This window comes from Lactobacillus sp. ESL0785 (assembly GCF_029395455.1).
Classification (GTDB): Bacteria; Bacillota; Bacilli; order Lactobacillales; family Lactobacillaceae; genus Lactobacillus.
In genome coordinates this window covers 455,900-481,492 of record NZ_CP113916.1, presented here as the reverse complement: position 1 = coordinate 481,492, position 25,593 = coordinate 455,900, and the positions used below count along the sequence as shown (strand labels likewise).

Sequence of the window (25,593 nt, the reverse complement as noted above, 5' to 3'; positions counted from 1 at the left end):
TTTACCTAATCAGGCGCGCATACAAGGCAGCCTGCCGTTTGGTCTTAATTCGAACTTTAAGTGCAGTCACTAACTTACGCTTGCAAGGCTTAGATCCCTCCATCCAAGTTCCAGTAAAAACGTGGATTGTCTTACTAGCAGGCGATGGATTACAGAGCACGCCATCAGGGTAGACATGAATATCACTTTTTAAAATTTGTTCCTGATTATTAGCAAGCGCCCCATATTTTTCTTTTAAAATATCAGAAACAGACACCGTATTGACACCAGCTAATTGATCTTGACTATCAAAAGTAAAATTGCGGTTATTATAATAATCCAACATATCTTTTAATAACGGGTGACCCGCTTCAGCACCAAAAACTGCAGTAAACGGGTTAGCTTGATTTTCAAAGCCCACAAAAGCACGATTATTAAGTAATTCCGTTAAGCTATCTAAAACTAAAACATCAGTATCTAAATATATACCACCCATTTCATAAACCGCTTTAGCTCGAATATAATCAGAAACAAAAGCCCATTTTCGTGCTTGATAAGCCTGTTCAACATACTTATTTTCGTGGATATCAAAATTATCTTCATTCCATTCAATAATTTGATAACCCTGTAAGTGCTTTTGCCATGTCTTCATACAACGCTGAATATTTTTAGGCTTGGGATTGCCACCAACCCAAACATAATGAATAATTTTCGGAATCATTTTTAACCTCGCTTAAAAAATTTCTTAAGTAGCTGCATAATATCTTGATTAAAATCTAGCCGCATCAGCCACATCAAGACAAGATACAAAGCAAACATTATAATCGACTTAATTATCATATTTAAAAAATCTGATGCTACAACTTGTGGCATTAACAGCCCCACTGCTAAGACCACTGCCGCAATCACAAAATATTTAGGTATTTCTTTAAAAGAATACCTAAAATCATAACCATCACGGACAATCCATAACCGTAATAATAAAACGACAAATTCTGTAATTAGAATTGCGATCATAGCTCCAGTTGCACCATAAAATCGATCTAAGAAAAAGCTCAAAACCACTTCCAAAACTGCTCCCACAATCACTGGTAAAGCATAATCTTGATCGCGATGATTGGCTAAGGCAAATTGATTGGCAAATACCCCACCGGTGGGAATCATAATGATTGTCAAAGTAAAGAAAAACATTAATGGCACCATGGGCGTAAATTTGACTCCAAAGAAAAACGGCACAAATTCCCGTGTATTAGCCATAATAATTACCGCAAACATCGTCCCCAGCCAAACTGTTGCTTCCAACGATTTTTTTAAGACAATCCGTTGTTCATCTTTACCCTCACTTGCCATTTTGGGCATAATTACAAGTGAAATACTAGTAATCACACCTAAAACCATGTTCGAAATTCGCTGTGAATTATCATAAAAAGCTACTTGCGTCGAATTTTGAAAAATACCCAGAATTGGTTTATCTAATGAAGTATAAATCTGCGTGGCAATTTGTGGAATTAGCAGTGTAATAATTGCCTTAATCGTCGTTTGGTACCGGTAAAAATGCTTAACCGGCCCGCCAACATAACGGTGAATGTCAAACCAAAAGACAAACGAACCCAGCATTGTCGATACTGACATAATTAACATATATTTCCACAAGTCACCAGGATTTTTTACCCATAAAAGGATTAACACAACCGAAACCAGCTTCACTGCCGTGTTTTTCACAACTACCCGACCAAAATCAGCTAATCCTTGAAAAAACCACGAAATGTCTACTTGCGCTGAAATCAAATACGGCACCATTAGGAGCAGGTAATTCCAATATTTAATATGAAAAACACTTGCAACACTGATAACCAGCACAATTGTAACTACTCCAGCTAATGCTTGAAAGTACCATAACCCCCAAAAGGCTTCCGTTAGTTCTTGCTTAGTTCCAAAAGTTCGCGTCTGTGAAATCGTCCGCATTCCGATATAAGAAATTGATAACGTACAAAAGATCATCAAAAACTGCATGATATTATTGACGTTACTATAAATTCCGTAAGTCTTAGGACCCAAAATCCGTGACAAATAAGGTACCGTAATTATCGGCACTAAAACAAGGAAAATTTGGTAAACTGCATTATATAAAATATTTAAAAATGTTTTCTTCACAATTTCCCTCTAATAATTCTGCGTCATAAAATTAAATACCCGCGCGCAATTATCACCAGTCTGAACTTCATTAATTAAATTAAGCCAATACTGCCGCTTTTGCTTGTAATCATCTTGACCGCAAGCTACTTGCGTTAATGCCGCCAATAATTCTGTCTGCGTCTTAACACACGGCCCCGGTACAATTTCTTCATAAGGACTTAATAATAGTCCCCGTGTCTGCTCGTATTTTTCTAAATAATTAGTAACAAAAATCATGGGCTTCGCCAAATTTAAGTAATCAAAATAAATTGACGAAAAATCCGTTACCAAAAAATCTGTTGCACCAAGTAATTCATACAAATCATAATCATTTTTAGCTAAATAATCATTATTAAGAAACGCAATATTAGAAAAATCACTAGTTAACTTATTAAATAATTGCATTTCGTAAGGATGGAGTTTAACAATTAAATATTGATGCTGCTTTTTTAAAGCTTCATTCAATCTAGCACCGGCAAAATCAGCTAAGGCAAAAAAATTGCCAGCTTTAATCCGCGACATTACTTCTTGATCTTCTAATTCATAACGAAAAGTCGGCATGTAAATTCCAACTTGTGCTTGACTATCATCTGTATCAAATAAGTCCTGCACTAGCTGCTCTTTGCTAATTATTGACTGACGTAAAGCATCCAGCCGCGGAAAACCCAATTTTTGGTACTGCTTTGCTTCAATCCCAACACAGGCACTCATCAAAGTTTCATACAAATCCGAGCTTGAACACACTACATCTGCTTTATGCTGCCACAATTTGCGATTACGCTGATTATCCCTTGTCTTAGTATTATTAGCTAACAAGCCCATACGCTTCAACGGAATACCATGCCAAAATTGGATGTTAACCTGCTTTTGACGTATTTTAAAAGGCTGATGGGTAGTTACAACGTACTTGGCCGCACCAATTTTACGCCAAGTAGCCCACGGCAAATGAGCTGACGGCCACGGTTCAACTAATGTGACCACATAATCTGGCTGCTTTGCCCGCACGTACTTAGCAAACAAGTAGCCATTTGATCCTGACCGTCCCGCACCATTCAGAACGACAATTTCCTTATTATTTATTTTAGTAAAATGAGCCAGCAGCTTCATTACCTGTAAATAAAGGCGAAACAAAAAACTTTTCATAATCAATCTTTCTTAAATAATCTCTATTTTAAGCCTACAAAAAAAGCTCGAGCAAACTCAAGCTTTTCCGTATTATTTTTTAAAAATTTATAGTTTATCCTTATGACAATCGTTTACCAATCTGATTACCAATCACTGATAATGTGAAGCAAACAATAAAATATAACACTGCTAAGGCCGCAAACATCGGCAAAATATAGTTGGCATTTTGCCCATAAATAACCTGTGCATGTTGCATCATTTCCGGTACCACAATAATCGTGGCTAATGATGTATCCTTAATCAAAGAAACAAATTGACTGATAATTGTGGGGATCATATTCTTATATGCTTGCGGCAAAACAACATGCCATAAAGCCTGTACAAAACTCATTCCAGTCGAGCGAGCACCTTCCATTTGCCCCGGATCAACTGATTGAATACCTGAGCGCACAATTTCGGCAATCATCGTCGATTCAAAGACAGTCATTGCAATAATTGCCGCAGGAATTGTTTCTGGTCGTAAACCAAAATTCGGCAAACCAAAATACGTAAAGAAAATAATCAACAATAGTGGCACATTACGGATAATATCAATAATAAAGCCAACAATTTTAGAAATAAACTTAATCTTTGAATAACGAATAATTCCTAAAATTGAACCTAAGATAAAACTTAAAATAACTGATATAACTGAAATATAAATCGTTACCCACAGCCCCATCAACAAAAAGCGAACGTTGAGCCACGAAAAGGCGTTAATCCAATTTTGCATTTTCCTGCACCTCCTCTAGGCCAACTTTTTCTCTAAATGCTGCATATAATAACTAAGCGGCAAAGTAATTATTAAATATAAAACACCAACAACCAAGTAACTGTTGATTGTATCAAAAGTAGTTGAAGCAATTGAGTTAGCCTGATACATAAGATCAAAGCCAGCAACAAAGGCTAAAACCGACGAATTTTTTACCAAATTAACAAATTGATTACCCAGCGGTGGAATTACAATCTTAAAGGCTTGCGGCAAAATAATATACCGCATTGCTTGCCAATAGGTCATCCCCGTTGAACGAGCACCTTCCATCTGACCACCAGAAACCGATTGAATACCTGAACGTACCGTTTCAGCGATAAAAGCTGAAGTGTAGAGCGTTAACCCAATTGTTCCCGCTGTAAAACCGTTGATTTTAACAACATACATTGGAATAACAAGGTAAAAGAACATCGTAATTACCAACAGCGGAATATTTCGAAAAATTTCTACATAAGCACGACCAATTGTCCGCAAAACTTTATTTGGTACAATTTCCATAATTGCAAATAAGGTACCGATAATCAGGCTGAAGAATAAGGCAATCACGCTTGATAACACAGTCCAACCCAAGCCAACCAGCAGTTGACTGCTAAAATGAGAGAAAATATTAATCATTTGCGATACAACTCCTTATACTTAAATCCCGGTACATCACCAAACCATTTTTTAATTAAGCGGTTATATTCGCCATCGTGCTGCATTTCCAAAACCGCTTTGTCAACAGCTTTAGTAAAACCAATCTGCCCTTTGTTGACTGCAACACCATACGGCTCAACTGTAAATGTTCCACCACGAACTTCATAGCCCGGATTTTGAACAGCTAACCCAAACAAAATTCCGTTATCTGTTGTTAGTGCATCACCTTGGTGAGACTTTAATGCATTCATTGCCTGAGCATAATCCTGCAATTCAATTACACGTGCCTTAGGTGCCACTTTTTTAATATTAGGAACTGAATTAGCCCCCACAACACCAATTACTGTCTTGCCATTAAGGTCTTTAACACTATGGATTGACGAATTTTTGGGTACCAACAGTGACTGCCCCGCATCAAAATAAGACTTAGAAAAAGAAATTACCTTTTTCCGTTCCGGTGTGATTGACATCGTTGCAATCACCGCATCCACATTTCCGTTCTTCAATAGCGGAATCCGTGATTGCGAAGTTGTTGTTGTAAATTCAGCTTTACCCGTTGGACCTAAAATATGTTTGGTAATTGCCTTGGCCATATCAACGTCAAATCCTTTTTGCTGACCATCTTTAACATCAATTAAGCCAAATAATTTAACATCGCCCTTGACACCCCAAGAGATTGTATTAGTCCGCTTTACATTATCTAAAACCGATTGGTCACTCAAACTGCGACCACAACCAGTTAGCAAAAATAAACTAGCTACCAGAGAAAACAACCAAAATTTCTTTTTCATGATTGATCCTCCTTAGTGAGCAATAATTTTACTCAAAAATTGTTGTGCCCTTTCCGTCTTAGGCTGTTTGAAGAAACTTTCACTTTGATCATCTTCAACAATTCTACCCCGATCCATAAAAATCACTCGGTTAGCAACTTCTTTGGCAAAGCCCATCTCATGCGTCACAATTAATGAAGTCATGCCACTATCAGCCGTGACTTTTTTAATAACTTGCAGCACATCGTCAATCATTTCTGGATCAAGTGCAGAAGTTGGCTCATCATATAAGATCAATTTTGGCCGCATGGCTAGCGTTCGAGCAATTGCCACCCGTTGCTTTTGACCACCGGAAATCTGTGACGGCATATTATGCGCCCATTTTTCAAGGCCAACCATCTCAAGCAAGTGCATTGCCTGTTCCTTATTTTCTTTTTCCGGCATGTGGCTAACAATTCGTGGAGCCAACATAATATTTTCCAGAACATCTTTGTTCTTATATAAATTAAAATGCTGGAAGACCATTCCAACATCACGCCGCAAAATATTCAGATCAGTTTTAGGATCAGATAAATCATGATTATTCACAATCAATTGTCCCTTTTGAATTGATTCTAAGCCGTTAACAGTTCGTACCAATGTACTCTTTCCTGAACCAGATGGCCCAATTAGGACCACCGTTTCGCCTCGATCGATCTTTAAATTAATGTCATGCAGTGCGTGAAAATGGCCGTAAAACTTTTGCACATCATGAAATTCTATCATTGACATCATTGTCGCCCCTTTCATTATCATTGCAATAAAATTTAATCTATAACTATAGCTATTTTACTATACCAATTTATTTTTTAAAAAAATTAAGGCTTATTTTAAGTAAAATATTAAATACTTAATATTTTTTTAATTATATCAGTAAAAAATAACTTTTACCTCAAATTAAAAGATAAAAGTTATTTAAGTAGTATTATTTTTTAAGCATCAAGATCTTTACTTGGCGTTCTTGCACCAAAATTAATTCCCAATAAGACACCGACAATGGCTAATACAAGGGTAAAGAACAAACCATAGTGCACTCCGTTAGTAAACCGAGCGGCGTTGTCAGCACCTTGATAAGCTGCTTGTCCTAACCCAAGCAAGCTAGTAGCTAAAGCCGTTGCCAAGGCACCAACAATCTGTTGCATGGTATTCAAAATCGTACTGCCATCAGCCGATTCTTGCCCCTGCAAAGAATTTAAGGCGTAAGTTTGTGCCGGCGACATCGCTAACGGACAACCCACCATCAAAATGATGTGTGCTGCCACAACATAAGCCAAGCTGGAATGACTGTTAGACATTAATAACATCACGATCCCAACAATAGCCAAGATAAAGCCAAGTATTGCTGGAATTTTTGCTCCAAGTGAATCATACATTCTCCCAGCAAAAGCTGAAACTACTGCATTAATAATTCCACCTGGCAACATGATTAACCCAGTAATCGCAACTGGTAATGATAACCCTTTTTGCAAATATTGTGGCAATAAGTACATCGCTGACAAAATAATGGCAAAGTCGACCATCACACTTAATGCACCCAAAGTAAAGGCACGTTTATTAAAGACATGCAGATTCAAAACCGGCTCAGTCAAGTGTAATTGACGCTTGCCATAAAAGAATAAGACAATTATGCCAAGAACAAGTAATCCTAAGACAACTGGTGAACTCCAGCCCAAGCCACTTGCCAGGCTAACTGACATAACCAAACTTGAAAAACCAACCACTGACTCAACTACAGATAAGAAATCAACGCGCGGTTTAGTAATTTGACCAACGTTTTTTAACCCAAAAATGGCTAAAATTAATGCAATAACTAAGAATGGTACAAACAACCAGAAGACATAGCTCCACGATAACTTACCTAAGATAATTCCAGTTAAAGTTGGGCCGATTGCCGGTGCCAGCATAATAACCAAGCTGCAGACACCCATTGCTGTCCCCAACTTGTATGGTGGGAAAATCAACATCGCAACTGTAAAGGTAATCGGTAAAATTAAGCCCGTTCCAATTCCTTGAATCATTCGGCCAGTCAATAAAATGACAAAATTAGGTGCCATAGCTGAAATAACTGATCCAATAATAAAGGCCAATAACCCGGTAATAACGATTTTTCGTGTACTAAACCATTTAGTTAATAAACTTGAAAATGGCAAGATAATCCCAATAATTAACATGTAGCCTGTTACTAAAAATTGAATTTGTGAACTACTGACGCCAAAAGTTTTCATTAATTGGGGCAATGCGATGTTCAGTGATGTTTCTGACAGCATCCCCACAAAGGTGCCGATTAACATCCCTGCCATTACAAGCCAAGGCTTTTCCACCTTGACAATTGCGTCCATTTTTTTCATCAAAATTCCTCCTATTTCGTCCCTAATTTTTAGACGACTTATTTAGAATAACAAAATGAAATTAGTTTCGTAAGTTTGTTATCGTTTTCAAATTTAACGAATTAGTTTACACTAACTTTAATAAGGAGAAATAAATGAATAAACAAGAGAATTATCAATTGTTGCTCAAGCAGGCCAGTAGCTTACTTGCATGCGAACACGACCTGATTGCCAACATGAGTAACATTAGTGCACTATTATTCAGTGGTCTACCCAACGTTAGTTACGCCGGCTTTTACCGCTATCAAGATGGTGAATTAATTTTAGGACCATTCCAAGGACCCGTCGCCTGCATGCATATTCAACTTGGTAAGGGCGTTTGTGGCACAGCCGCTAAACTCAGGCAAACGCAAATTGTCCCAAACGTTCATCAATTTGCAGGTCATATTGCCTGTGATGCCACAACTAATTCCGAGATTGTCGTGCCACTAATTAAAAATGACAAATTAATTGCTGTCTTGGATTTAGACAGCAATGATTTCGCAACTTTTGACGAAGTTGACGCAGAATTTTTAAGTAAAATTGCAGAGTTAATTTTAAGCTAAAAAATATTATCCAGCATTTAGTCACCTAATATAGTAGTTTAAGTGGTTTTTTTATAACAAAAAAGGCGACCTAATACGATCGCCAATAACATTTACTTCTAATTTTTCCCCAATTTTCTCTGGGCCAACTTCACAATTTCTACAATGACAATCATACTAATTCCGGCTAAAAGCACAATCGACCATTGCCGACCATTTAATTCAGTTACATCAAAGAATTTCGTCATGAACGGTAATTCGACCGACGCCATCACTAATGCTGAAACCAAGATTGCCCAGTTAAACCATTTATTAGCAAACGTCTGCTTAGTAAAGATTGATTGGTGAATGTACTTTGAGTTAACCGCATGGAACAGTTGAATTAATCCTAGAGTTAAGAAGGCCATTGTTAGCGCATCTCCGTGCTGCAATTGACTATTGCCAACATGCGGGCCAAAATTAAGCCCCAATTGATAAGTTATTAATACCAAAATTCCTTCTAATATGCCTTGATAAATAATTGAGCTGGCAACCCCGCCACTAAAGAAATTAGACTTTTTACCCCGCGGACGCCGTTGCATAATACCTTTTTCCACGGGTTCAAGGCCTAGTGCAATTGCTGGCAAAGTGTCAGTAACTAAATTAATCCACAATAATTGCACAGGTGCCAAAATATCCCAACCTAACATGGTCATCATGAAGACCGTTAAAACTTCACCGACATTACAACTCATCAAATATAAAATGGCTTTTTGAATATTACTAAAGACCTTACGTCCTTGTTTAACTGCTTCCACAATCGTTGCAAAATTATCATCAGCTAAGATCATATCACTGGCACCCTTAGAAACTTCTGTTCCTGTAATTCCCATACCAATGCCAATATCCGCTTGCTTCAAGCTTGGGGCGTCATTAACCCCATCACCCGTCATGGCCACAATTTTGCCTTGAGCCTGCCATGCTTTAACAATTCGCACCTTATGCTCAGGTGAAACGCGGGCGTAAACACTATAATCTGCAACATGTTCAGCTAAATATTGATCACTCAATTCATCAAATTCAGCACCAGTCAAGACTTGTTGCTCTTGTCCCGGCTCTAAAATTCCTAATCGCTCGGCAATTGCCTGTGCAGTTACTTGAAAGTCACCGGTAATCATTACCGTTCTAATCCCTGCTTGGCGCGCCTGTGCAATTGCGGCTTTAGCTTCAGGCCTTTCAGGATCTATCATCCCAACTAAACCAGCAAAAACCAGATCTTGTTCAACATTTGCACTTGTCGGTTCAGTATAAATTTGATCAACATTTTTATATGCTAGTCCTAAGACGCGCAATGCTTTTTGTGCCATTTCCTGATTAACTGCTAAGATTTGCTCTTTTTGGCTAGCAGAAATTGGTACAATTTGCCCATTTTGCTCAATTTTGGTTACTCGCTGCAATAATTGGTCAGGTGCACCCTTAACTGCTACTAAAAAATGTGCGTCAAACTTATTTACCGTACTCATTAATTTGCGTTCAGAATCAAATGGTACTTCTTGAACACGTTGATGTTCTTGCAAAAGTTGCTGCACATTAATTTTTTGCTCCAATGCAAACTGCACTAATGCCGTTTCGGTGGGATCGCCCAAAAGCTGCTGGTGATTGGCAATTTTCGTATCATTTGCCAAAAGCATTGCAAGTAAAGCCGGGTTATCAGCTGGCATCAGCTGGCGGGCTTGGTGCTGCTGGCCATCATAATATAACTGCTCTACGGTCATTTTGTTTTGCGTCAGCGTACCCGTCTTATCTGAACAAATAACATCAGTTGCCCCTAAGGTTTCAACAGCTGGCAACTTACGCACAATCGACTTATGTTGGGCCATTACTTGCGTTCCCAAGGCTAAGATAATCGTGACAATAGCTGGCAATCCTTCTGGAATTGCCGCTACCGCTAACGAAACCGCCACTAAGAACATATCAATCGCTAATTTATCAGTCGGCTCAGTTCCTTGTTTAGTAAAAAAGCCGACAGCAAAAACAACGGCACAAATCACTAAAATCATGATCGTCAAGGTTTTACCCAACTGGTTCAAATTTTGTTTTAATGGTGTGTCTGTCTCATCAGTATTATTGAGTAAAGCCGCAATTTTACCTACTTCTGTCCGCATCCCGATTTGGGTAACTACACCTTCACCGCGACCATAAGTAACGTTAGTATTAGCAAAAGCCATGTTATCTTGATCAGCCAAAGCAACTTTTTTTGCTGCTAAAGGAGTTGCTATTTTATCAACAGGAATCGATTCACCTGTTAAAGCCGACTCTTCCACTTTTAGACTATTAACCGTAGTTAATCTTAAATCTGCTGGCACTACATCGCCGGCTTCTAACAGCACCACATCTCCTGGTACTAATTCAGTACTAGGAATTTCCACAACTTGACCAGCTCGTTTAACATGGGCATTCGGTGTCGCCATTTTTTTCAAAGCATTAATTGCCTCTTCCGAACGGGCTTCTTGGAAAACGCCTAAGCCAGCATTTAATAAAACCACAATCATAATAATCGCAGCATCAGTCCATTCTTGCGCAACCAAACCAGATAGTAACGCTGCAATAATTAAGACAATAATCATCAAATCTTTAAATTGTGCTAAAAAGCGTTGCCAAAGACTAACCTTCTTTTTACCTGCCAAACTATTCGGGCCATATTCATCTTGCAATTGCTCAACTTGCTTGGTTGTCAGGCCAGAAACCAAAGACGTGTCCAACTCTTGCGTCAATTCTTGGTTAGTTTGTGCATAATAATCTTGCGCCATTTACATACCTCCTAATAAAAAAGAGACTTATATGCTCACCGCACACAAGTCTCACTAATTAAGATAAGCCCAGAAAGTTTTGCTTTCGGCTGTTGGACTTATCGCAAGTAATTGCTGTTACTCCCTTATGATTATGTTAATTATATATTAATTATTATCACCAGTCCACTTTCAAGCTAAGTTTGCCTAAACTATTTTAAATAAGCCCGCGTATAATCATCTTCACCTACTGGATGACGCAGAACACCTACTAATTTTGAATTAACCAAATGACTTTCAACCATTTGATAGAGTGGAATGACCGGCATTGTTTGATTCAGATGCTTTTGCATTTTTCTCATTATTTGCCAATATTCCTTAGAACTGCTGGCTAAAGTAGCTTTTTGATACATTTTATTAAATTTGGCATCATTATATTTGCCACGATTTTGAGGATTATTACTCGTTAAAATGCCCATAAAACTTATTGGATCAGAAAAATCCGCCAGCCAAAATGTTTGGCCTAAATCAAACTTACCAGCCTGTGATTCACTAGACGAAGCTTTTTCAGGAATATTACGGATTGTTACTTTAACCTTAGGCAAATTCTTTTGCAGCGAATCCTGTAAAAATTCGGCAACATTCTTAGTAATCGTTTGGTCATCACCTAAAATTTCAAGATTAATTGTTTTAGTCAAATGACTCTCTTGGCACCCAGCTTGCCATAACTTCTTTGCCTTAGCAATATTAAGAGTTGTGTTAGTACTGGTTTCTTTAGCAAAATCCATCTTAGTAGTTGGGTCTATTGCCAAGTCTTTAGCTGTAAAAGTAGTAGCGGGCAGCGACCCATCAGCTAATATTTTTTTAGTTAATGCCTGCCGGTCTAAAACTAAATTTAATGCTTGCCGCATCTTAACATTAGTCAATGGTCGCCCATTACGTAAATTAACCCGTAAATAATAATTACCTGCTTTACGCTCATGCAGCAATGCCTTATCGCCCTGCAATTCTTTAGCAGTTACTCCCGTAATTGTTGCATCATCTAACTTATGTTGGTCAAACAATTCATGAGCTGTATTAGCATCTTTAACCACCAAATATTTCAACGCTGTTAAATGAATTTGCTTTTTGGCATAATAATATTTATTAGGCTTCAAGACCCAACTATCACTAGAGCCATTCCACTGTGTTACCTTAAATGGACCGTTGTAGTAAAGATATTGTGATTTAGTACCATAACGCGTTTTGAACTTCTTTAAAGCTGTACGATTTTCTGGGAAAAAGGCCGGCATTACCATCATTTTATTAAAATACGGCATTGGATGTGCTAATTGAACTTGCAAAGTATGATCATTTAATGCTTTAACCCCCAATTGACTAACCGGTTTCTTTCCCGCGATGATTTCATCAGCATTTTTAATTCCAGAAAAAATATAATTGTAGCCTGATTTAGAATTAGGAGAAATCGAACGTTGCCACGAAGTAACAAAATCTTGGGCATCAACGGGATCGCCATTACTCCATTTGGCATCTTTACGTAAATGAAAAGTATAGGTTAGACCACCATTAGTTGGCTTTACTACCTTAGTTGCCATCGCTGGCGCTGGTTGATTGTTACTATTAGCCTTATACAAGCCTTCCATCGAATTTTCTAAAGTATTCCAAGTTGGTACATCAGCATGCTCTGATGTATCCAATGATAACAAATCACTAGTCTGCATTAATGTAATTTCTTGTTTAGCCTTACCTGAAGTTGAATTACTTTTTTGACTGCAGCCAGTTAAAGTAACTGCTGCCAAACTCGCTACTAGTACTGCTAATGCTTGTCGTTTCATTATCATCATCTCCTAAAATCGACCATTTTCAACATCTGTCAAAAATTGTCGCAAAGTCTGAAAGAATGCCTGCGGATTATCAACACTATGACAGTGACCGCCATCAGGAGTTAATACAAACCGTGAATGTTTAATTTCATGGTGCATTCGTTCAGCGGCAGCTAATGGCATCGTATCATGATCGCCAAAAGTAAGTAGTGTTTTGTTAGTAATTTTATGAGTTTTCGAGCGGTGATCCCAATCTTTCAGAGTACCCGTCATCACGAATTCATTGTCACCTTGAAAATAATTATAAACAGCAGTGGCCCTAGTTGAAACAGTATGGTGACCATCATTTTCTGGATGCCGCGTGACGTATACCTTATACAGTTTAGCAACTAATTCATTATATTTGGGATCATCAAACCGCCCGTCTTTCTCAACTTCTTCCATATAATTAACTTCAAATTCAGGAAACATTTGCTTACGCAAATAATTAATATTTTTAATATATTCTGGAATATTATCAATCATGCTCATGATAATTAAGCCCTTAAGATGCTTGCCGTATTTCAATGCATATTCTTGGGCCAATATTCCACCCCAAGAATGACCTAATAAATAAAAATTATCTAAGCCTAATTTCTGCCGAACTTCCTCCAACTCAGATAAATAATAATCAATTGTCAAATACTTTTGATTAGCAGGGTCAGAAAAATCTGGTTGGTCAGAATAAAACGAACCTAATTGGTCATACATTGAAACTTGAACATGAGCGGGAGCTAGCTGCTCAGCAAAATTTTCAAATTCCTCATGGTTGCTGCCGGGACCGCCATGCACACATAATAATTTAATATTTCCTTCACCTACAGTTCTAGTAAATAAATGAAAGCCATTATCTAAAGTTAAAATTCTACTTCCTGTTGTCATATTTCTTCTCCCTTTACATTTTTGATAATAAAAAAATACCCTAATTAAGAATTGATCTTAATCAGGGCGCTATTGGCGTGGTACCACCTAATTTTGCTTTTTAATCAAAGCCTCTATTCACAAACAGCAATAACTGCAATTTGCTGCGAAAATAACGGTGGCATCCCGGCAATGCTTACTATAATTTCAGCTTGCAGCTCAAAAGTGATTTTCAACTACAAATACTCGTCTCTGCTTACACTAGACCAGATTCGCTAACCGAGATTTTTGGTTTACTTACTTCTTCATTGCTTTTTAATTTTATTATCATTTATATTTAACAAAAATAATAGGAGTTTTTTTAGTATTTGTCAACTACTTTTAGCATAATTTTTTAAAATGAATAGAATAATCCGGCTAAGGCACCGTTAATAATGCTGACACCGGTTGCCACTAAGAATAAACGTAACGCATGACTGGCAATTGCTTCACCATGTTCTTCATCAACCATGGTATGCATAATACCCAAAGTCGTTCCTAAATTAGGTAAATTAGCAAACGAAATTAAAAAGACACTAACTATTGCCTGTGTTTTAACTGGTACTGTATGCATATTAATTTGATTAATTGCAACAAAAATATTGGTAAAAGCTTTGGTTGCAAGCACTGTTCCAGCACTGACCATGGCATGAGGATCAATTCCCATCAAAAAGGCTACAGGTGCACATACATAACCAATCAAGGCAGTCAACGTTTTTCCACAAACCGACTTAAAGATAATATTAACAAATGTAATTAAAGCAACAAAGCCAATAATCGAAACAGAAATATTTATTGCCAATCTAAAACCAAGATTCATACTGTCAATTAGCCGTGTAATCAGTGATTTTTTGTTGGTATTTTTAGTTGAAATCTCATAATTAACCTTACTAATATCATAGGGAGCAACAATCTTAGCGACAATAATTGACGTAAATAAATTTAACACTAAGGCGACAATAATGTATTCCGACTTAATAATATGCATATAAGAAGCAATCATCGTGACCGTTGTGTTAGACAACGTATAGATTGATAACGTAAATAACTGGTTAGGTGCCATTTCTTTCATCTGGTCTTTAAAGGGCACAAAGACACCATTGCTGACAAACGGATAACTCAAAATGGTAAAGGCATTAATTTCATCAATATGAAACAACTTTTTAAGAACCTTCCCAACATACTTGATAATAAAAGGCAAAATTCGCAGATACTGCAGTAATTCAATTAAGGCACAAATAAAAATTAATGGTAACAAAACATCCAAGAAGAATTGTGAAGCAGCCGCTGGATTCTTTAAATCGCCAAAAACAAAATTAACTCCCTTGCTGCTAGAAACACTAATAATATTCAAGCTGCCCGCCAATCCCTTAAGCATCCAACTACCAACAGTTGTTTTTAAAATCAAAAATAAAATAACAATTTCCGTAATGAATAAGTAAATAATCGACTTATAGTCAATATGCTTGCGATCAAAACTTGCCCAATATAACAGACCAAGTACAGCTGCAATTCCAATTAATCCCATTTCTATCTCCTTAGTTATGCTTCTTTAAATAATATGAATATTCATCAAAAATATTGTCAACAAATTGTTCTGTTAACCGATATTCTGGAACCTGATAAGAGTTCGTCAAAATAACAAAATCTTGTGCACCCGGAGCAAAATGTTCAATCTTAAACGTCCAATCTTGTTGACAGAATGCCTGATATTCTGAATTATTCAAATGATAAATACGAACACCATAAGGAATTGTAAATGAAGCAATGACTTCTCGCCGTGTTTTCCCCTGTAAATTAATAAAAATACCCATATCTTGCCTAGCAAATTTATGTTGCAAAAATGCAACTAAGTAATCCAAGTTCAGTGGTTCTGCCAACCAATTTTGATACTCAGCTTCATCATAAAAATTATTAGAAACAGCGGGCAAAGTATTCGTCATGATAATTTCTTCTTTACGTTCTGTAATCTGTTTTTGATCATCAAAGGTAAAACTCATTCTGCCAAAGCATTGTCCCTGATAGCCACCTTGAACAACCAGAGTATCATTAATTCGTCCATGATTAATTCGGTGCTGGTGTCCACAACTGAAGCCATCAATTCCCGGTGTCTGTGAAACCAACTTAAAAGTTTCATCTTCACCAGTTGCATAATTTGTTTCACGTTGAGTTATCAAATCACGTTCAATGCCGCCATGATAACCAACTACGACTAAATCAACCTGATCACGTAAAAGCGCTACCTGTTTTTGCAATTCAGGTAACGCATCTTTTACAATAACTCCTGTTGTCACATCATAGTCACTAATCATTGCCATTCTGCTTGTTAATAAGCCAATTATGCCAACCTTAATACCTGCAATCTGCTTAATTGTAAAAGGTGGAAAAATCAAACTACCATTTCCTGAAAAAACATTGCAACAAACATAATCTGCCTGTAAATGTTTAACTTGCGTCTGCAAGTAAGTAAGACCGTGGTCAAAATCATGATTTCCAGGAATCATAACATCATAACCAACACGATTAGCATATTCTACCAGTGGTGAGATATGTTTTTGATCACAAAAGAAAGTTGTCAATGGGTTACCTACAAAGAAATCACCACTATCCATTAATAATGAATTAGGATATTGCTGCTTTAATCCTTGTAAAGCCAAAGCTGGTGATTGGCCCTGATTAGCAATAAAACCGTGAATGTCCGTTGTTGTTAAGATATTTATTTGCTTAGTCATATTTCCTTCCTTTACTTTGATTTGATAATATTAACTATTTTCTTAATTTTACACTATATCGTTCGTTAATATCAACATGAATTTGATTTTAGCAGCAACAAAATATTTATTACTGCAAATTTAACAAACAATAGCTTATCTATTGTTACTATGCACATGCAATATTAAAAAGAGCCTAACTTCATTCTCGAAGTTAAGCTCTTTTCTTATTTAGTAAGTTTTATTAGCGTGACTTTAGTTTAAGCCAGTCCATTTCCATTCAGTAACTTCTGGCATATCCTTACCATTATCACGAATATATTGGTGGTGCTTAGCAAGCAAACTATCCATCTTAGCAACAAAGCCGGCACTCTTGTCAGCTAAACGTGGTACGCTCAAAACGGCATCCTTAGCCAAGTGGAAGCGATCAAGTTCATTAACAACCCGCATATCAAATGGTGTTGTAATGTCGCCTTCTTCTTCGTAGCAGTGAATATGAATATTGCTGCGCTTGCGACCAAACCAGATTGATTGCATCATTGCTTTAAAACCGTGCCATGCAAAGATTACTGGTACATCACTTGGGAATAATTGATCGAATTCTTCGTCAGAAATTGCATCTGGATTGTCCTTAGTATTCATCAATTTCATGATATCAATCACATTGATGTAACGCATCTTCAAATCTGGAAATTCTTTGTGCAAAATATCAATTGCAGCCAGTGATTCCATTGTCGGTTCAGTTTCAGTTGAAGCAAAGACAACATCTGGCTTAGCATTATGATCAGTTGAAGCCCAGTCAATATATGACAACCCATGCTGCGCAATCTTAGTTGCTTCATCAATCGAGAACCATTGTGGCCGTGGCTGCTTAGAAGTAACCAAAATGTTGATACATTCACGTTCAGTTAAGGCCTTTTGTGAAATTGCCAACAGTGAGTTAGTATCTGATGGCAAATATTCATGAACTAAATCTGGACGGTTCTTTTCGTACATATGAGTCAAAATACCTGGGTCTTGGTGGGTATAGCCATTGTGATCTTGTTGGAACACAGTAGAAGTAGCAACAAAGTTTAACGATGGATAATCATGACGCCAATATTGTTCTTTTGCTTTACGCAACCACTTCATGTGTTGGGTTAACATTGAGTCAACCACGCGACCAAAGGCTTCATAAGTTGCAAAGAAACCATGACGACCAGTTAAAACGTAGCCTTCAAGCCAACCTTCATCTTGGTGTTCAGATAATTGTGAATCAATAATCCGACCACTTGGAGCCAAGTTTTCATCATTTGGATCATGAATTGGTTCTTCCCATTGCCGCTTTTGGTCATCAAGCAACTTAAACATCCGATTTGACTTGGTTTCATCTGGACCAAAGCCGCGGAACGTATCTGGGTTCAAATTAGCAACTTCGCTCAAATATTTTGCCCATTCAGCCATGTCTTGAGCTTCAACTGAACCTGGCTTGTCAAACTTCAAAGCATACTTACGGTAATCAGGCAAAGCCAAACGTTTAGGGTCTTTACCACCATTAGTAATTGGGTTCATTGCCATTCTTTGATCGCCGTGAACCATGTTCTGCTTAACTATTTCAGTTGGTGCACCATTTTCATCAAACAATTCTTCTGGCTTATAACTCTTAAGCCAGTCAATCAGCATATCCTTGTGTTCCATATCGTCTTGTTCAACAGGAATTGGAATTTGGTGTGCTCTAAATGAGTTTTCAATTGGATTGCCATCAAGGTCAAACTTCGGACCAGTCCAACCCTTAGGTACACGGAAAATAATCATTGGCCAGTGTGGCAAAGTAGCATCATTATTTTCACGAGCATGTTTCTGGATTGCCTTGATTTCTTCAATCACAGTATCCATTAACTTAGCCATTTCTTCGTGAACTTGCATGTGGTCCTTGTAACCATTAAATTCGCCGCCATTATAAGCAGAAATAATGTATGGGTGCCAGCCCATGCCTTCAAAGTACTTGGTCAATTCTTCGTCAGTCATTCGCGAAACAATGGTTGGATTAGAAATCTTAAACCCATTAATTTGTAAAATTGGCAACACTGCACCGTCTTTAACTGGGTTAATAAACTTATCGCTGAACCAACTAGTTGCTAGTGGTCCGGTTTCTGACTCACCATCACCAATTTCAACAGCAGCAATGACGTCTGGATTATCCAAAATTGCACCTGTACCGTGTGAGAGTGAATAACCTAACTCACCACCTTCATGCAACGAACCCGGTGTTTCGGGAGCCGCATGTGAAGCTGAACCACCTGGGAAACTGAACCGCTTGAATAACTTAGCCATACCTTCTTCATTTTGCTTGATATCAGGGAAGCGTTCACTATATGAGCCGTCAAGGTAGGCATTAGAAACCATTACTTGACCACCATGACCTGAACCTTCGATATAGAACATGTCCAAGTTGTACTTCTTAATTACTCGGTTTAAATGAGCATAAATGAAGTTCTGTGGTGAAATTGTGCCCCAGTGACCAATTGGCTTAGGCTTAACATCGCTGGCTTTTAAGTCGCGTTTTAATAGTGGATTGCTCATTAAGAAAAGCTGTCCAACAGATAAATAATTGGCTGCACGCCAATATGCATCAACACTCTTTAAATATTCTTGTGAATCGTAATCAACTGCCATAATTTTTCTCCTTTAGCAATTACTTACTTAATTTCTCTTTACACAACATATTATAGCAAGTTTTTTATAAAGTTCAACCATTTTAAAAATTGGTTCGTCCCAATTTTATAAATCAGCATTTACTGAAAATATAAATTAAAAAATATTGTTATAACGACATTTCATTAACTTACAATCAGTTAATATATGCTAAAATGCCAATAAATACAGATAATAATTCTGATTTTTTACAGATTTTGTTTCAAAAAAGCTATAAAATGTTAAATTAATCTCCGAGGAAAAAAGATGTCACAAGAGCAAAGACTACACGAAATTAAACAAATGCTAATCCAGCAAAATCACCTAATCACTCGTGATTTAGCTGACCACTTTAATATTTCATTTGATACAGCAAGACGCGATGTTATCCGGCTAGTCTCAACTGGTCAGGCAATTCGCGTTCATGGCGGGGTAATCAATAATAACTATGATGATGACGTACCATTTTTAACGAGAAATCACATTGACTCACCCATTAAAACAAAAATGGCAGAAATGGCTAAGCGTTTTATTCATCCTAAGCAATGTGATTTTATTGGACCATCGACAACATTGAAAAAACTATGTCAATTGATTAGTGGCACTAATTTACAGATTGTTACTAATTCAATTGATAATTCCCTTGAGTTGATGCGCACAGAATTCCCTGAAGTAATTATGCTAGGCGGCACAGTTAATAAGGAGCATCGCTTTAATTACTCTCTTGCTGCCCTTGATCTATTAAAACGAACTAGTTTTAATACTGCCTTCGTTGGTACCGCCAACGTTAAAAACGATGGTATCTATCTACCGAAAATTAACGATGCAGAATTAATTAGAACGGCTGCTTCCCGAGCAAAACGGGTAATCGTAGTCGCCGAAAAGCACAAGTTTAACAATCCTAAAGTTACGCCCTATCTGGCTGTTCCTCTCGATCAGATTGACGTTGTCATCACTGATGAACCATTGTCTGATGACATTCGGCAAAATTTTGCCAAAACAACGCAAATTATTCCAGTACTAAGGAAGTGACTGCCATTAGTTTCTCTTTTATATCGAATGTATCCAAAATAAAAACAAGTCGTAACCCAAAATTATTGAGCTACGACTTGTTTTTTTATTTATTCAAATTAACAAAGGTATTGAACCGCATGTATTTATAATGAATCCGCATCGTTGAAAATTCAAACGGTGTCCCATCATCTAAGAAAAAGATGCCGGCCATTACCCCAACTGGTTCAACTGGCTGAAGTTGAAGCCGCTTTTGGTCTTCTTCACTTGAAGATGCAACCGTAATATTTAAATATGCCTTGGTCACAACCTTATTCTGAGTATCCTCTAAGTAATTAAACAATGAGTTTTTCAAATGCTGCGGTTTCAATTCAGGTACAATTTTAATTGGTACATAACCTGTTTCAATCAAAAAAGGTTGATTATCCATTAATCGCAAACGGCGAAATTCATAGACAAAGTCATTTTTATTTAAGAATAGATCTTGAGCGATGCTTTCAGGTGTCTTAACAACGTGAAAATCAAGCAACTTAATTTTTTGCTGTTTACCGGGAACCTTTAAACTATCGGTTAAGCCCAAATTAGAACCTTCATAGCGAAATAAGGACTGATTTTTCAAATAAAGTGGGTTAATAAACGTGCCACTGCCGCGTTTTTTAAAGACAATTCCTTGTTGCGACAACAATTCCATTGCCCGCTTCATTGATGAACGGCTAACTTGATAGTGTTCGGCCAAGCTGCGCTCGTCAGGCAACCTCATCCCCTCGTATTTATTATTTAAAATGTTCTGCTTAATATCATGCATCACTGTCCGATAAACAAAGTCTGCCATTTATTGCCTCACTAATTTGCTTGCTTAATTGCCTGAATAATCCAATCGGAAAATACGTCTTGCTTTATCTTAACGCCAACTTGGGCATTAGCTGGTTTACCAAAGAAATTATTAAAGTCCATAATTGATGCGCCATACGCATGTGGGCTCTTAGTATCAACCACAATATAAGCCGGTTTAAAAGTGTACATCTTAGGATTTAACAGTATCCCTGCAGCCAAGGCATCATAAATCTCGCGACCATCAGTTTCTGTTTCATCATGCAAGTTAGTTAAAAGATGGTACAACATATCACCGGTCTTGCCCAAAACTTTAATCTTCTGCAGCGTTTCTTGGGTTATAAATGCTTGATGACCTAATTCAAGTGGTGCCACCTTGATTGGCACGCCACTGTCAAAAACAATCTGAGCAGCTTCGGGATCACCGGCAACATTATATTCACTATATGGACCCCAATTGCCACGACCAATCGCACCACCCATAATTACTAATTCTTCAATCTTAGCAAGGTCATCAGGATATTGTCTAAAGTACAAAGCAAAGTCTGTTGCCGGGCCAATCTGCATCAAAGTTACCTTGGTTCTACTTTTAGCAACTACTTCATGGATCGCTTCGGCAGCTATACCCGGAACCAATAACGAATTGTCAGCTTCAGGGAAATTATAGCCAGCCATGCCAGATTTACCGTGAACACTTGAAGCGTCAATTGCAGACCGTAATAATGGTCTTGAAGCTCCAGCTACTACTGGGACTTTAGTTCCTAAAAAAGTTTCTAACTTTAAGGCATTTTTTAATGTCTTATTCAGTGTCACATTACCCCAAGTTGCCGCAATTAATTTGACGTCTAATTCTTTGGCGAATAAGGCAATTGTAATTGCAACGGCATCATCAATTCCCGGATCTGTACTGATAATTAAAGGTTTCTTTATCATTGGTTTTCCTCTTTTAAAAAGTTTATATGTCAATCATACCAAATCTGTGAATTGTCTGCCGTTTTAATGTCAAAAATAAATATCACTAAAACTAGTCTACTATTTCTTCCGATCCTCAATCTCACCGTTGCGATGAGCAATAATAACTTCATCACACATATCAAGGAATAAGCCGTGTTCCACAACACCCACAGTGTGGTCAAGATAATCTGCCAACCCATGCGGTACGGGAATGCGATCAAGGTCTAAGTCAATAATATAATTACCATAGTGAGTTACGAAACGTTTACTATCAGCCATACGCCACTTAGGCTTTAAACCTTCTGCTTCAAAACGACGGAAATTTTGCTCACAAGAAATTGGTAAAACTTCCACAGGCAGCGCAAAACCACTCAAATGTTCTACAACCTTCGATTCATCAACAATCCACATTACTTTTTTTGAATTAACCGCAACGTTTTTTTCCAGTGTTAGGGCGCCGCCGCCGCCTTTAATGCCATCAAAGTTAGTCGCAAAGCGATCCGCGCCATCGATTGTTAAGTCAAGCTGGTCAATTTCAGCAAGCTGGTCAACTTTAAAGCCCCAACTCTCCATCTGCTTTTTACTTCTACTAGAAGTAGTGGCAATGGCAGCTAACTCCAAACCTTCTTCTTTTTTGCGTTTACCTAGAGCATCAATCAAAAAGGCTACTGTTGAACCAGTACCAATCCCTAATTTCATGCCCGGTTTAACCAAGCTAGCAGCTTTAATCCCAGCTTTTTGCTTTAATTTATCCTGTTCTTCTTTATCCATCGTCATACTTTCCCACTATTAAATCATCAACAACTCATAAATCAACCTTATTATAGCAAAATTTTCTATTAGTAATCACAATAAAAAAAGAGTAGCTTTATTCAAACTACTCTCTAACAATTATTTTTATTCTGGATCAATTCCTGGTGCCTGATTAATCTCTGCAGACATCATCCAAATGCGCTTTTCAACTTCTGTATGACAAGTGGTAAACATATCATTGGTTGAATAGTCGCCTTCTTCATCGCTGACTTCCAAACCCTTTTGGTAGTCTTGCTCCAATTGACGATAACCAGCAATAATTTTACTATAACGTTCATCAATTGTTTCATTCCAATTTGGCTCTTCGTCCTTGATGTTAGTCATTTTAGCAATATCGCTAAGTGTTGAAACTGGTGAACCATCTAAAGTAATTAATCGCTCTGCAACTAAATCTTGTTGATTAGCCAATTCGTCCATTACTTTATCAAGATATGGGTGCAACTTCAAAAAACGTTCACCACGCATGTACCAATGGTGCTGGTGCACAATCATGTGCATTTGCGTCAAATCTGCTACTAATTGATTTAAAACTTCTTTTGTCTTAGGATATTTCATAATAAAATTCCTCCTATTCAAACACTCTTGGTTACATTTTTATCATAACAAAAAGTGAGTTAGATTACTTAAAACTTGTTTGTGAAAAAGTGAGATTCAATGTCATTTTTTAAAACAAAAAGCAGTTAGTTCTAATAACTAGCTGCTTTTATTTATAAACTATCTTCTAAGCATTTTCTTGTACAGAAGTTTCTTTTTCTTGCTTCAATAAAACATTATCGTAATGCTTGATGAATGGATACCAAACAACAAACGCAACAATTGCACAAACGATTGACAAAACTGCACCTTGCCAACTTCCCGTTGCAACCAATCCACCTAAGCCAACTGGTGATGGCCATGGCTGTTGCGCAATAATTTTTGGTACTAGATGCGTTGCAATCCCTAGGTATGCTATCAAACTTGAAGCCATCGGCGCTACAATAAATGGAATCATTAAATTAGCATTGTAAACTACTGGCAAACCAAAAATCAAAGGTTCATTAATATTGAAGATTGCTGGAACAATTTCTACTTTACCAATTTCCTTTAACTGTGCCGAACGAGCTCGCAGTACTAACCAAATAGCGACACCTAATGTTGCTCCAGAACCACCAATCGTGACAAATGCATTCGTAAATTCACCAGCAAACACATGGTAAGCACCTCCGTGTTGATTAGCTTGTAAGTTAGCCAATACAATTGGAGTATAGAAAGAACTGATAATTGTTGCACCATGAATTCCAAACCACCATAAGAAGTGGATTAAGAACATGATAACTAGGATTCCCCACCAACTATCAGCAATATTGCTAATAAATGAGAATGGAACAAACAATACCTTAAATAAATCTGTTCCCATCAATACCAATGCCATATTAATTACAGCAACGATAATTGATACACAAGCTGTAGGAATTAACGCACTAAATGAGTTCGATACCCCAGCTGGTACTGAGGCTGGCATTTTAATTCGCCAATTATGCTTAATTGTATAGCGATAAATTTGAACCGTTAACCATGCAATTACTAAACCAATAAAGATCCCGACAGCACCAATCCGATAAATACCTGCAGTTTGTGATGCTTGGTAGCCACCTGCGAGCATTTTATCTTTAGTAAACATAGTAACAAATTGAACTGTACCATTCTTCCAAATTAATTCCGGTACGGTAATAAAGAAGGCCATTAAGAACATCATCAAGCCATTGACTGGAACTAAATTAATGTGTTCTTCATCGCGATATATCTTAGTATATGAGTATGCAAATGTCCCTGAAAAGACTAGTGCCAAAATACCCATCGTGGCATTATAAACAGCTTGATATAAATTATCAAATCGACCAATTGTACTATTATAAAAGCTGGTAAATCCAGGATTTCTAACTACATCAGGTAAAACCGTTAAAATTAAGAAAAATGCTCCGACAATAGTAAATGAAATTACACTGTAACCCGCATCCATGATAGCACGGACAAATCTAGTAGCCGCAAACTTACCAATTAATTTAGATATTCGATCTTTCATCGGCTTCTTCTCTTCAGCCATGACGTTCCTCCTCTAACACTAAAGCCTCTATCTGGCTTTAGTGATTCTTTTTAAATGTTGCAATTACTTTGGTATAGCGATCTTTTCCATTAATAATATTTTTAATTCGGACTTCACAACAACCAGCAAGAGCAATTCCAACCAATAAAATCGTTAAAATCAATACTTTACTGCTTTGATCAACAGCAAACGGGAAAAAATACTTTTCTATTGGAAGCTGTAACAAAATAATCAACAAAATATTTACTACAATTTGAATCCAAAAATAAATTCTAGTTATTGGCACATTTAAGTCGCGATTATGCATTTTACTTAGCTGCTCAATAGCTGCTGCCGCCGCAAAAATTGTCATTATTGCCGCCGCAATAATTCCAGCTATTCTTTTATATGGTAATGAAAATATCAACCAAAATATGTTTGTAAATAAATATGCTGAAACTGAATATCTCAACATTAGATAACGACTAAAATAAAGATATTTCAGATTATCTTCATATTTTTTACGAGCTATTTCATCCTTTTCATCAGCCATCTAATTAAT

22 protein-coding genes and 1 other annotated feature are annotated in these 25,593 nt (G+C 37.2%); of the genes, 2 read left to right on the top strand and 20 right to left on the bottom strand.

Features of this window, described 5'->3' with window-relative positions:
• Position 1: 1 nt before the first annotated feature.
• From OZY43_RS02460 to OZY43_RS02425, 8 genes are all read right to left on the bottom strand, one after another.
• The gene (locus OZY43_RS02460) at positions 2-700 is read right to left on the bottom strand and encodes a glycosyltransferase (protein ID WP_277165620.1); all 699 of its coding nucleotides are present in this window, start codon (positions 698-700) and stop codon (positions 2-4) included.
• 2 nt (positions 701-702) lie between these two features.
• Positions 703-2,133, bottom strand: a complete 1,431-nt coding sequence (locus tag OZY43_RS02455) for an oligosaccharide flippase family protein (RefSeq protein ID WP_277165618.1) — start codon at positions 2,131-2,133, stop codon at positions 703-705.
• A 9-nt stretch (positions 2,134-2,142) separates the two neighbouring features.
• Positions 2,143-3,297, bottom strand: coding sequence for a CDP-glycerol glycerophosphotransferase family protein (locus OZY43_RS02450; protein WP_277165616.1), 1,155 nt, complete (start codon positions 3,295-3,297; stop codon positions 2,143-2,145).
• A 100-nt stretch (positions 3,298-3,397) separates the two neighbouring features.
• The gene (locus tag OZY43_RS02445; RefSeq protein WP_277165614.1) at positions 3,398-4,051 is read right to left on the bottom strand and encodes an amino acid ABC transporter permease; all 654 of its coding nucleotides are present in this window, start codon (positions 4,049-4,051) and stop codon (positions 3,398-3,400) included.
• Positions 4,052-4,066: 15 nt separating this feature from the next.
• Entirely contained in the window at positions 4,067-4,705 is a 639-nt protein-coding gene (locus OZY43_RS02440) for an amino acid ABC transporter permease (protein WP_277165612.1), read from the bottom strand.
• Entirely contained in the window at positions 4,702-5,517 is an 816-nt protein-coding gene (locus tag OZY43_RS02435) for a transporter substrate-binding domain-containing protein (RefSeq protein ID WP_277165610.1), read from the bottom strand. The genes OZY43_RS02440 and OZY43_RS02435 overlap by 4 nt, the downstream gene beginning before the upstream one ends.
• A gap of 12 nt (positions 5,518-5,529) precedes the next feature.
• Entirely contained in the window at positions 5,530-6,267 is a 738-nt protein-coding gene (locus OZY43_RS02430; RefSeq protein WP_277166326.1) for an amino acid ABC transporter ATP-binding protein, read from the bottom strand.
• Positions 6,268-6,467: 200 nt separating this feature from the next.
• The gene (locus OZY43_RS02425) at positions 6,468-7,874 is read right to left on the bottom strand and encodes a DHA2 family efflux MFS transporter permease subunit (protein ID WP_277166324.1); all 1,407 of its coding nucleotides are present in this window, start codon (positions 7,872-7,874) and stop codon (positions 6,468-6,470) included.
• Positions 7,875-8,017: 143 nt separating this feature from the next.
• Here OZY43_RS02425 and OZY43_RS02420 point away from each other — a divergent pair, with 143 nt between their 5' ends.
• Complete coding sequence (locus OZY43_RS02420; protein ID WP_277165608.1) at positions 8,018-8,467, top strand: GAF domain-containing protein; 450 nt, start codon at positions 8,018-8,020, stop codon at positions 8,465-8,467.
• Between the two features lie 98 nt (positions 8,468-8,565).
• On the opposite strand, the gene OZY43_RS02415 is transcribed toward OZY43_RS02420, so the two are convergent.
• The 6 genes from OZY43_RS02415 to OZY43_RS02390 form a co-directional block, all read right to left on the bottom strand.
• Positions 8,566-11,235 (bottom strand): calcium-translocating P-type ATPase, PMCA-type, encoded by a 2,670-nt coding sequence (locus OZY43_RS02415; RefSeq protein WP_277165606.1) that lies wholly within the window; start codon positions 11,233-11,235, stop codon positions 8,566-8,568.
• A gap of 191 nt (positions 11,236-11,426) precedes the next feature.
• Positions 11,427-13,049, bottom strand: coding sequence for a peptide ABC transporter substrate-binding protein (locus OZY43_RS02410; protein WP_277165604.1), 1,623 nt, complete (start codon positions 13,047-13,049; stop codon positions 11,427-11,429).
• Positions 13,050-13,061: 12 nt separating this feature from the next.
• Positions 13,062-13,958, bottom strand: a complete 897-nt coding sequence (locus OZY43_RS02405) for a proline iminopeptidase-family hydrolase (protein ID WP_277165602.1) — start codon at positions 13,956-13,958, stop codon at positions 13,062-13,064.
• A 59-nt stretch (positions 13,959-14,017) separates the two neighbouring features.
• Positions 14,018-14,255, bottom strand: a binding site (T-box leader).
• A gap of 76 nt (positions 14,256-14,331) precedes the next feature.
• A complete protein-coding gene (locus OZY43_RS02400) occupies positions 14,332-15,504 on the bottom strand; it encodes a nucleoside transporter C-terminal domain-containing protein (RefSeq protein ID WP_277165599.1) in 1,173 nt (390 codons plus the stop codon).
• Between the two features lie 10 nt (positions 15,505-15,514).
• Positions 15,515-16,708 (bottom strand): metallophosphoesterase, encoded by a 1,194-nt coding sequence (locus OZY43_RS02395; protein WP_277165597.1) that lies wholly within the window; start codon positions 16,706-16,708, stop codon positions 15,515-15,517.
• A gap of 234 nt (positions 16,709-16,942) precedes the next feature.
• Positions 16,943-19,342, bottom strand: coding sequence for a phosphoketolase family protein (locus OZY43_RS02390; RefSeq protein ID WP_277165595.1), 2,400 nt, complete (start codon positions 19,340-19,342; stop codon positions 16,943-16,945).
• Positions 19,343-19,627: 285 nt separating this feature from the next.
• Between OZY43_RS02390 and OZY43_RS02385 the strand changes: the two genes are divergently transcribed.
• Positions 19,628-20,392 carry a DeoR/GlpR family DNA-binding transcription regulator gene (locus OZY43_RS02385; RefSeq protein ID WP_277165593.1) on the top strand — a complete coding sequence of 255 codons (765 nt, stop codon included), beginning with the start codon at positions 19,628-19,630 and terminating at the stop codon, positions 20,390-20,392.
• A gap of 85 nt (positions 20,393-20,477) precedes the next feature.
• Here the strand turns inward: OZY43_RS02385 and OZY43_RS02380 are convergent, their stop codons facing one another.
• From OZY43_RS02380 to OZY43_RS02355, 6 genes are all read right to left on the bottom strand, one after another.
• Positions 20,478-21,203, bottom strand: a complete 726-nt coding sequence (locus tag OZY43_RS02380) for a GntR family transcriptional regulator (protein WP_277165591.1) — start codon at positions 21,201-21,203, stop codon at positions 20,478-20,480.
• Positions 21,204-21,214: 11 nt separating this feature from the next.
• Positions 21,215-22,135 (bottom strand): nucleoside hydrolase, encoded by a 921-nt coding sequence (locus tag OZY43_RS02375; protein ID WP_277165589.1) that lies wholly within the window; start codon positions 22,133-22,135, stop codon positions 21,215-21,217.
• A gap of 99 nt (positions 22,136-22,234) precedes the next feature.
• Positions 22,235-22,927, bottom strand: a complete 693-nt coding sequence (gene rpiA, locus OZY43_RS02370; protein WP_277165587.1) for a ribose-5-phosphate isomerase RpiA — start codon at positions 22,925-22,927, stop codon at positions 22,235-22,237.
• A 126-nt stretch (positions 22,928-23,053) separates the two neighbouring features.
• Positions 23,054-23,524 (bottom strand): DNA starvation/stationary phase protection protein, encoded by a 471-nt coding sequence (locus OZY43_RS02365; RefSeq protein ID WP_277141253.1) that lies wholly within the window; start codon positions 23,522-23,524, stop codon positions 23,054-23,056.
• 166 nt (positions 23,525-23,690) lie between these two features.
• Positions 23,691-25,052 (bottom strand): PTS cellobiose transporter subunit IIC, encoded by a 1,362-nt coding sequence (gene celB / locus OZY43_RS02360; protein WP_277165585.1) that lies wholly within the window; start codon positions 25,050-25,052, stop codon positions 23,691-23,693.
• Between the two features lie 37 nt (positions 25,053-25,089).
• A complete protein-coding gene (locus OZY43_RS02355) occupies positions 25,090-25,584 on the bottom strand; it encodes a PTS cellobiose transporter subunit IIA (RefSeq protein ID WP_277165583.1) in 495 nt (164 codons plus the stop codon).
• Positions 25,585-25,593: the final 9 nt, after the last annotated feature.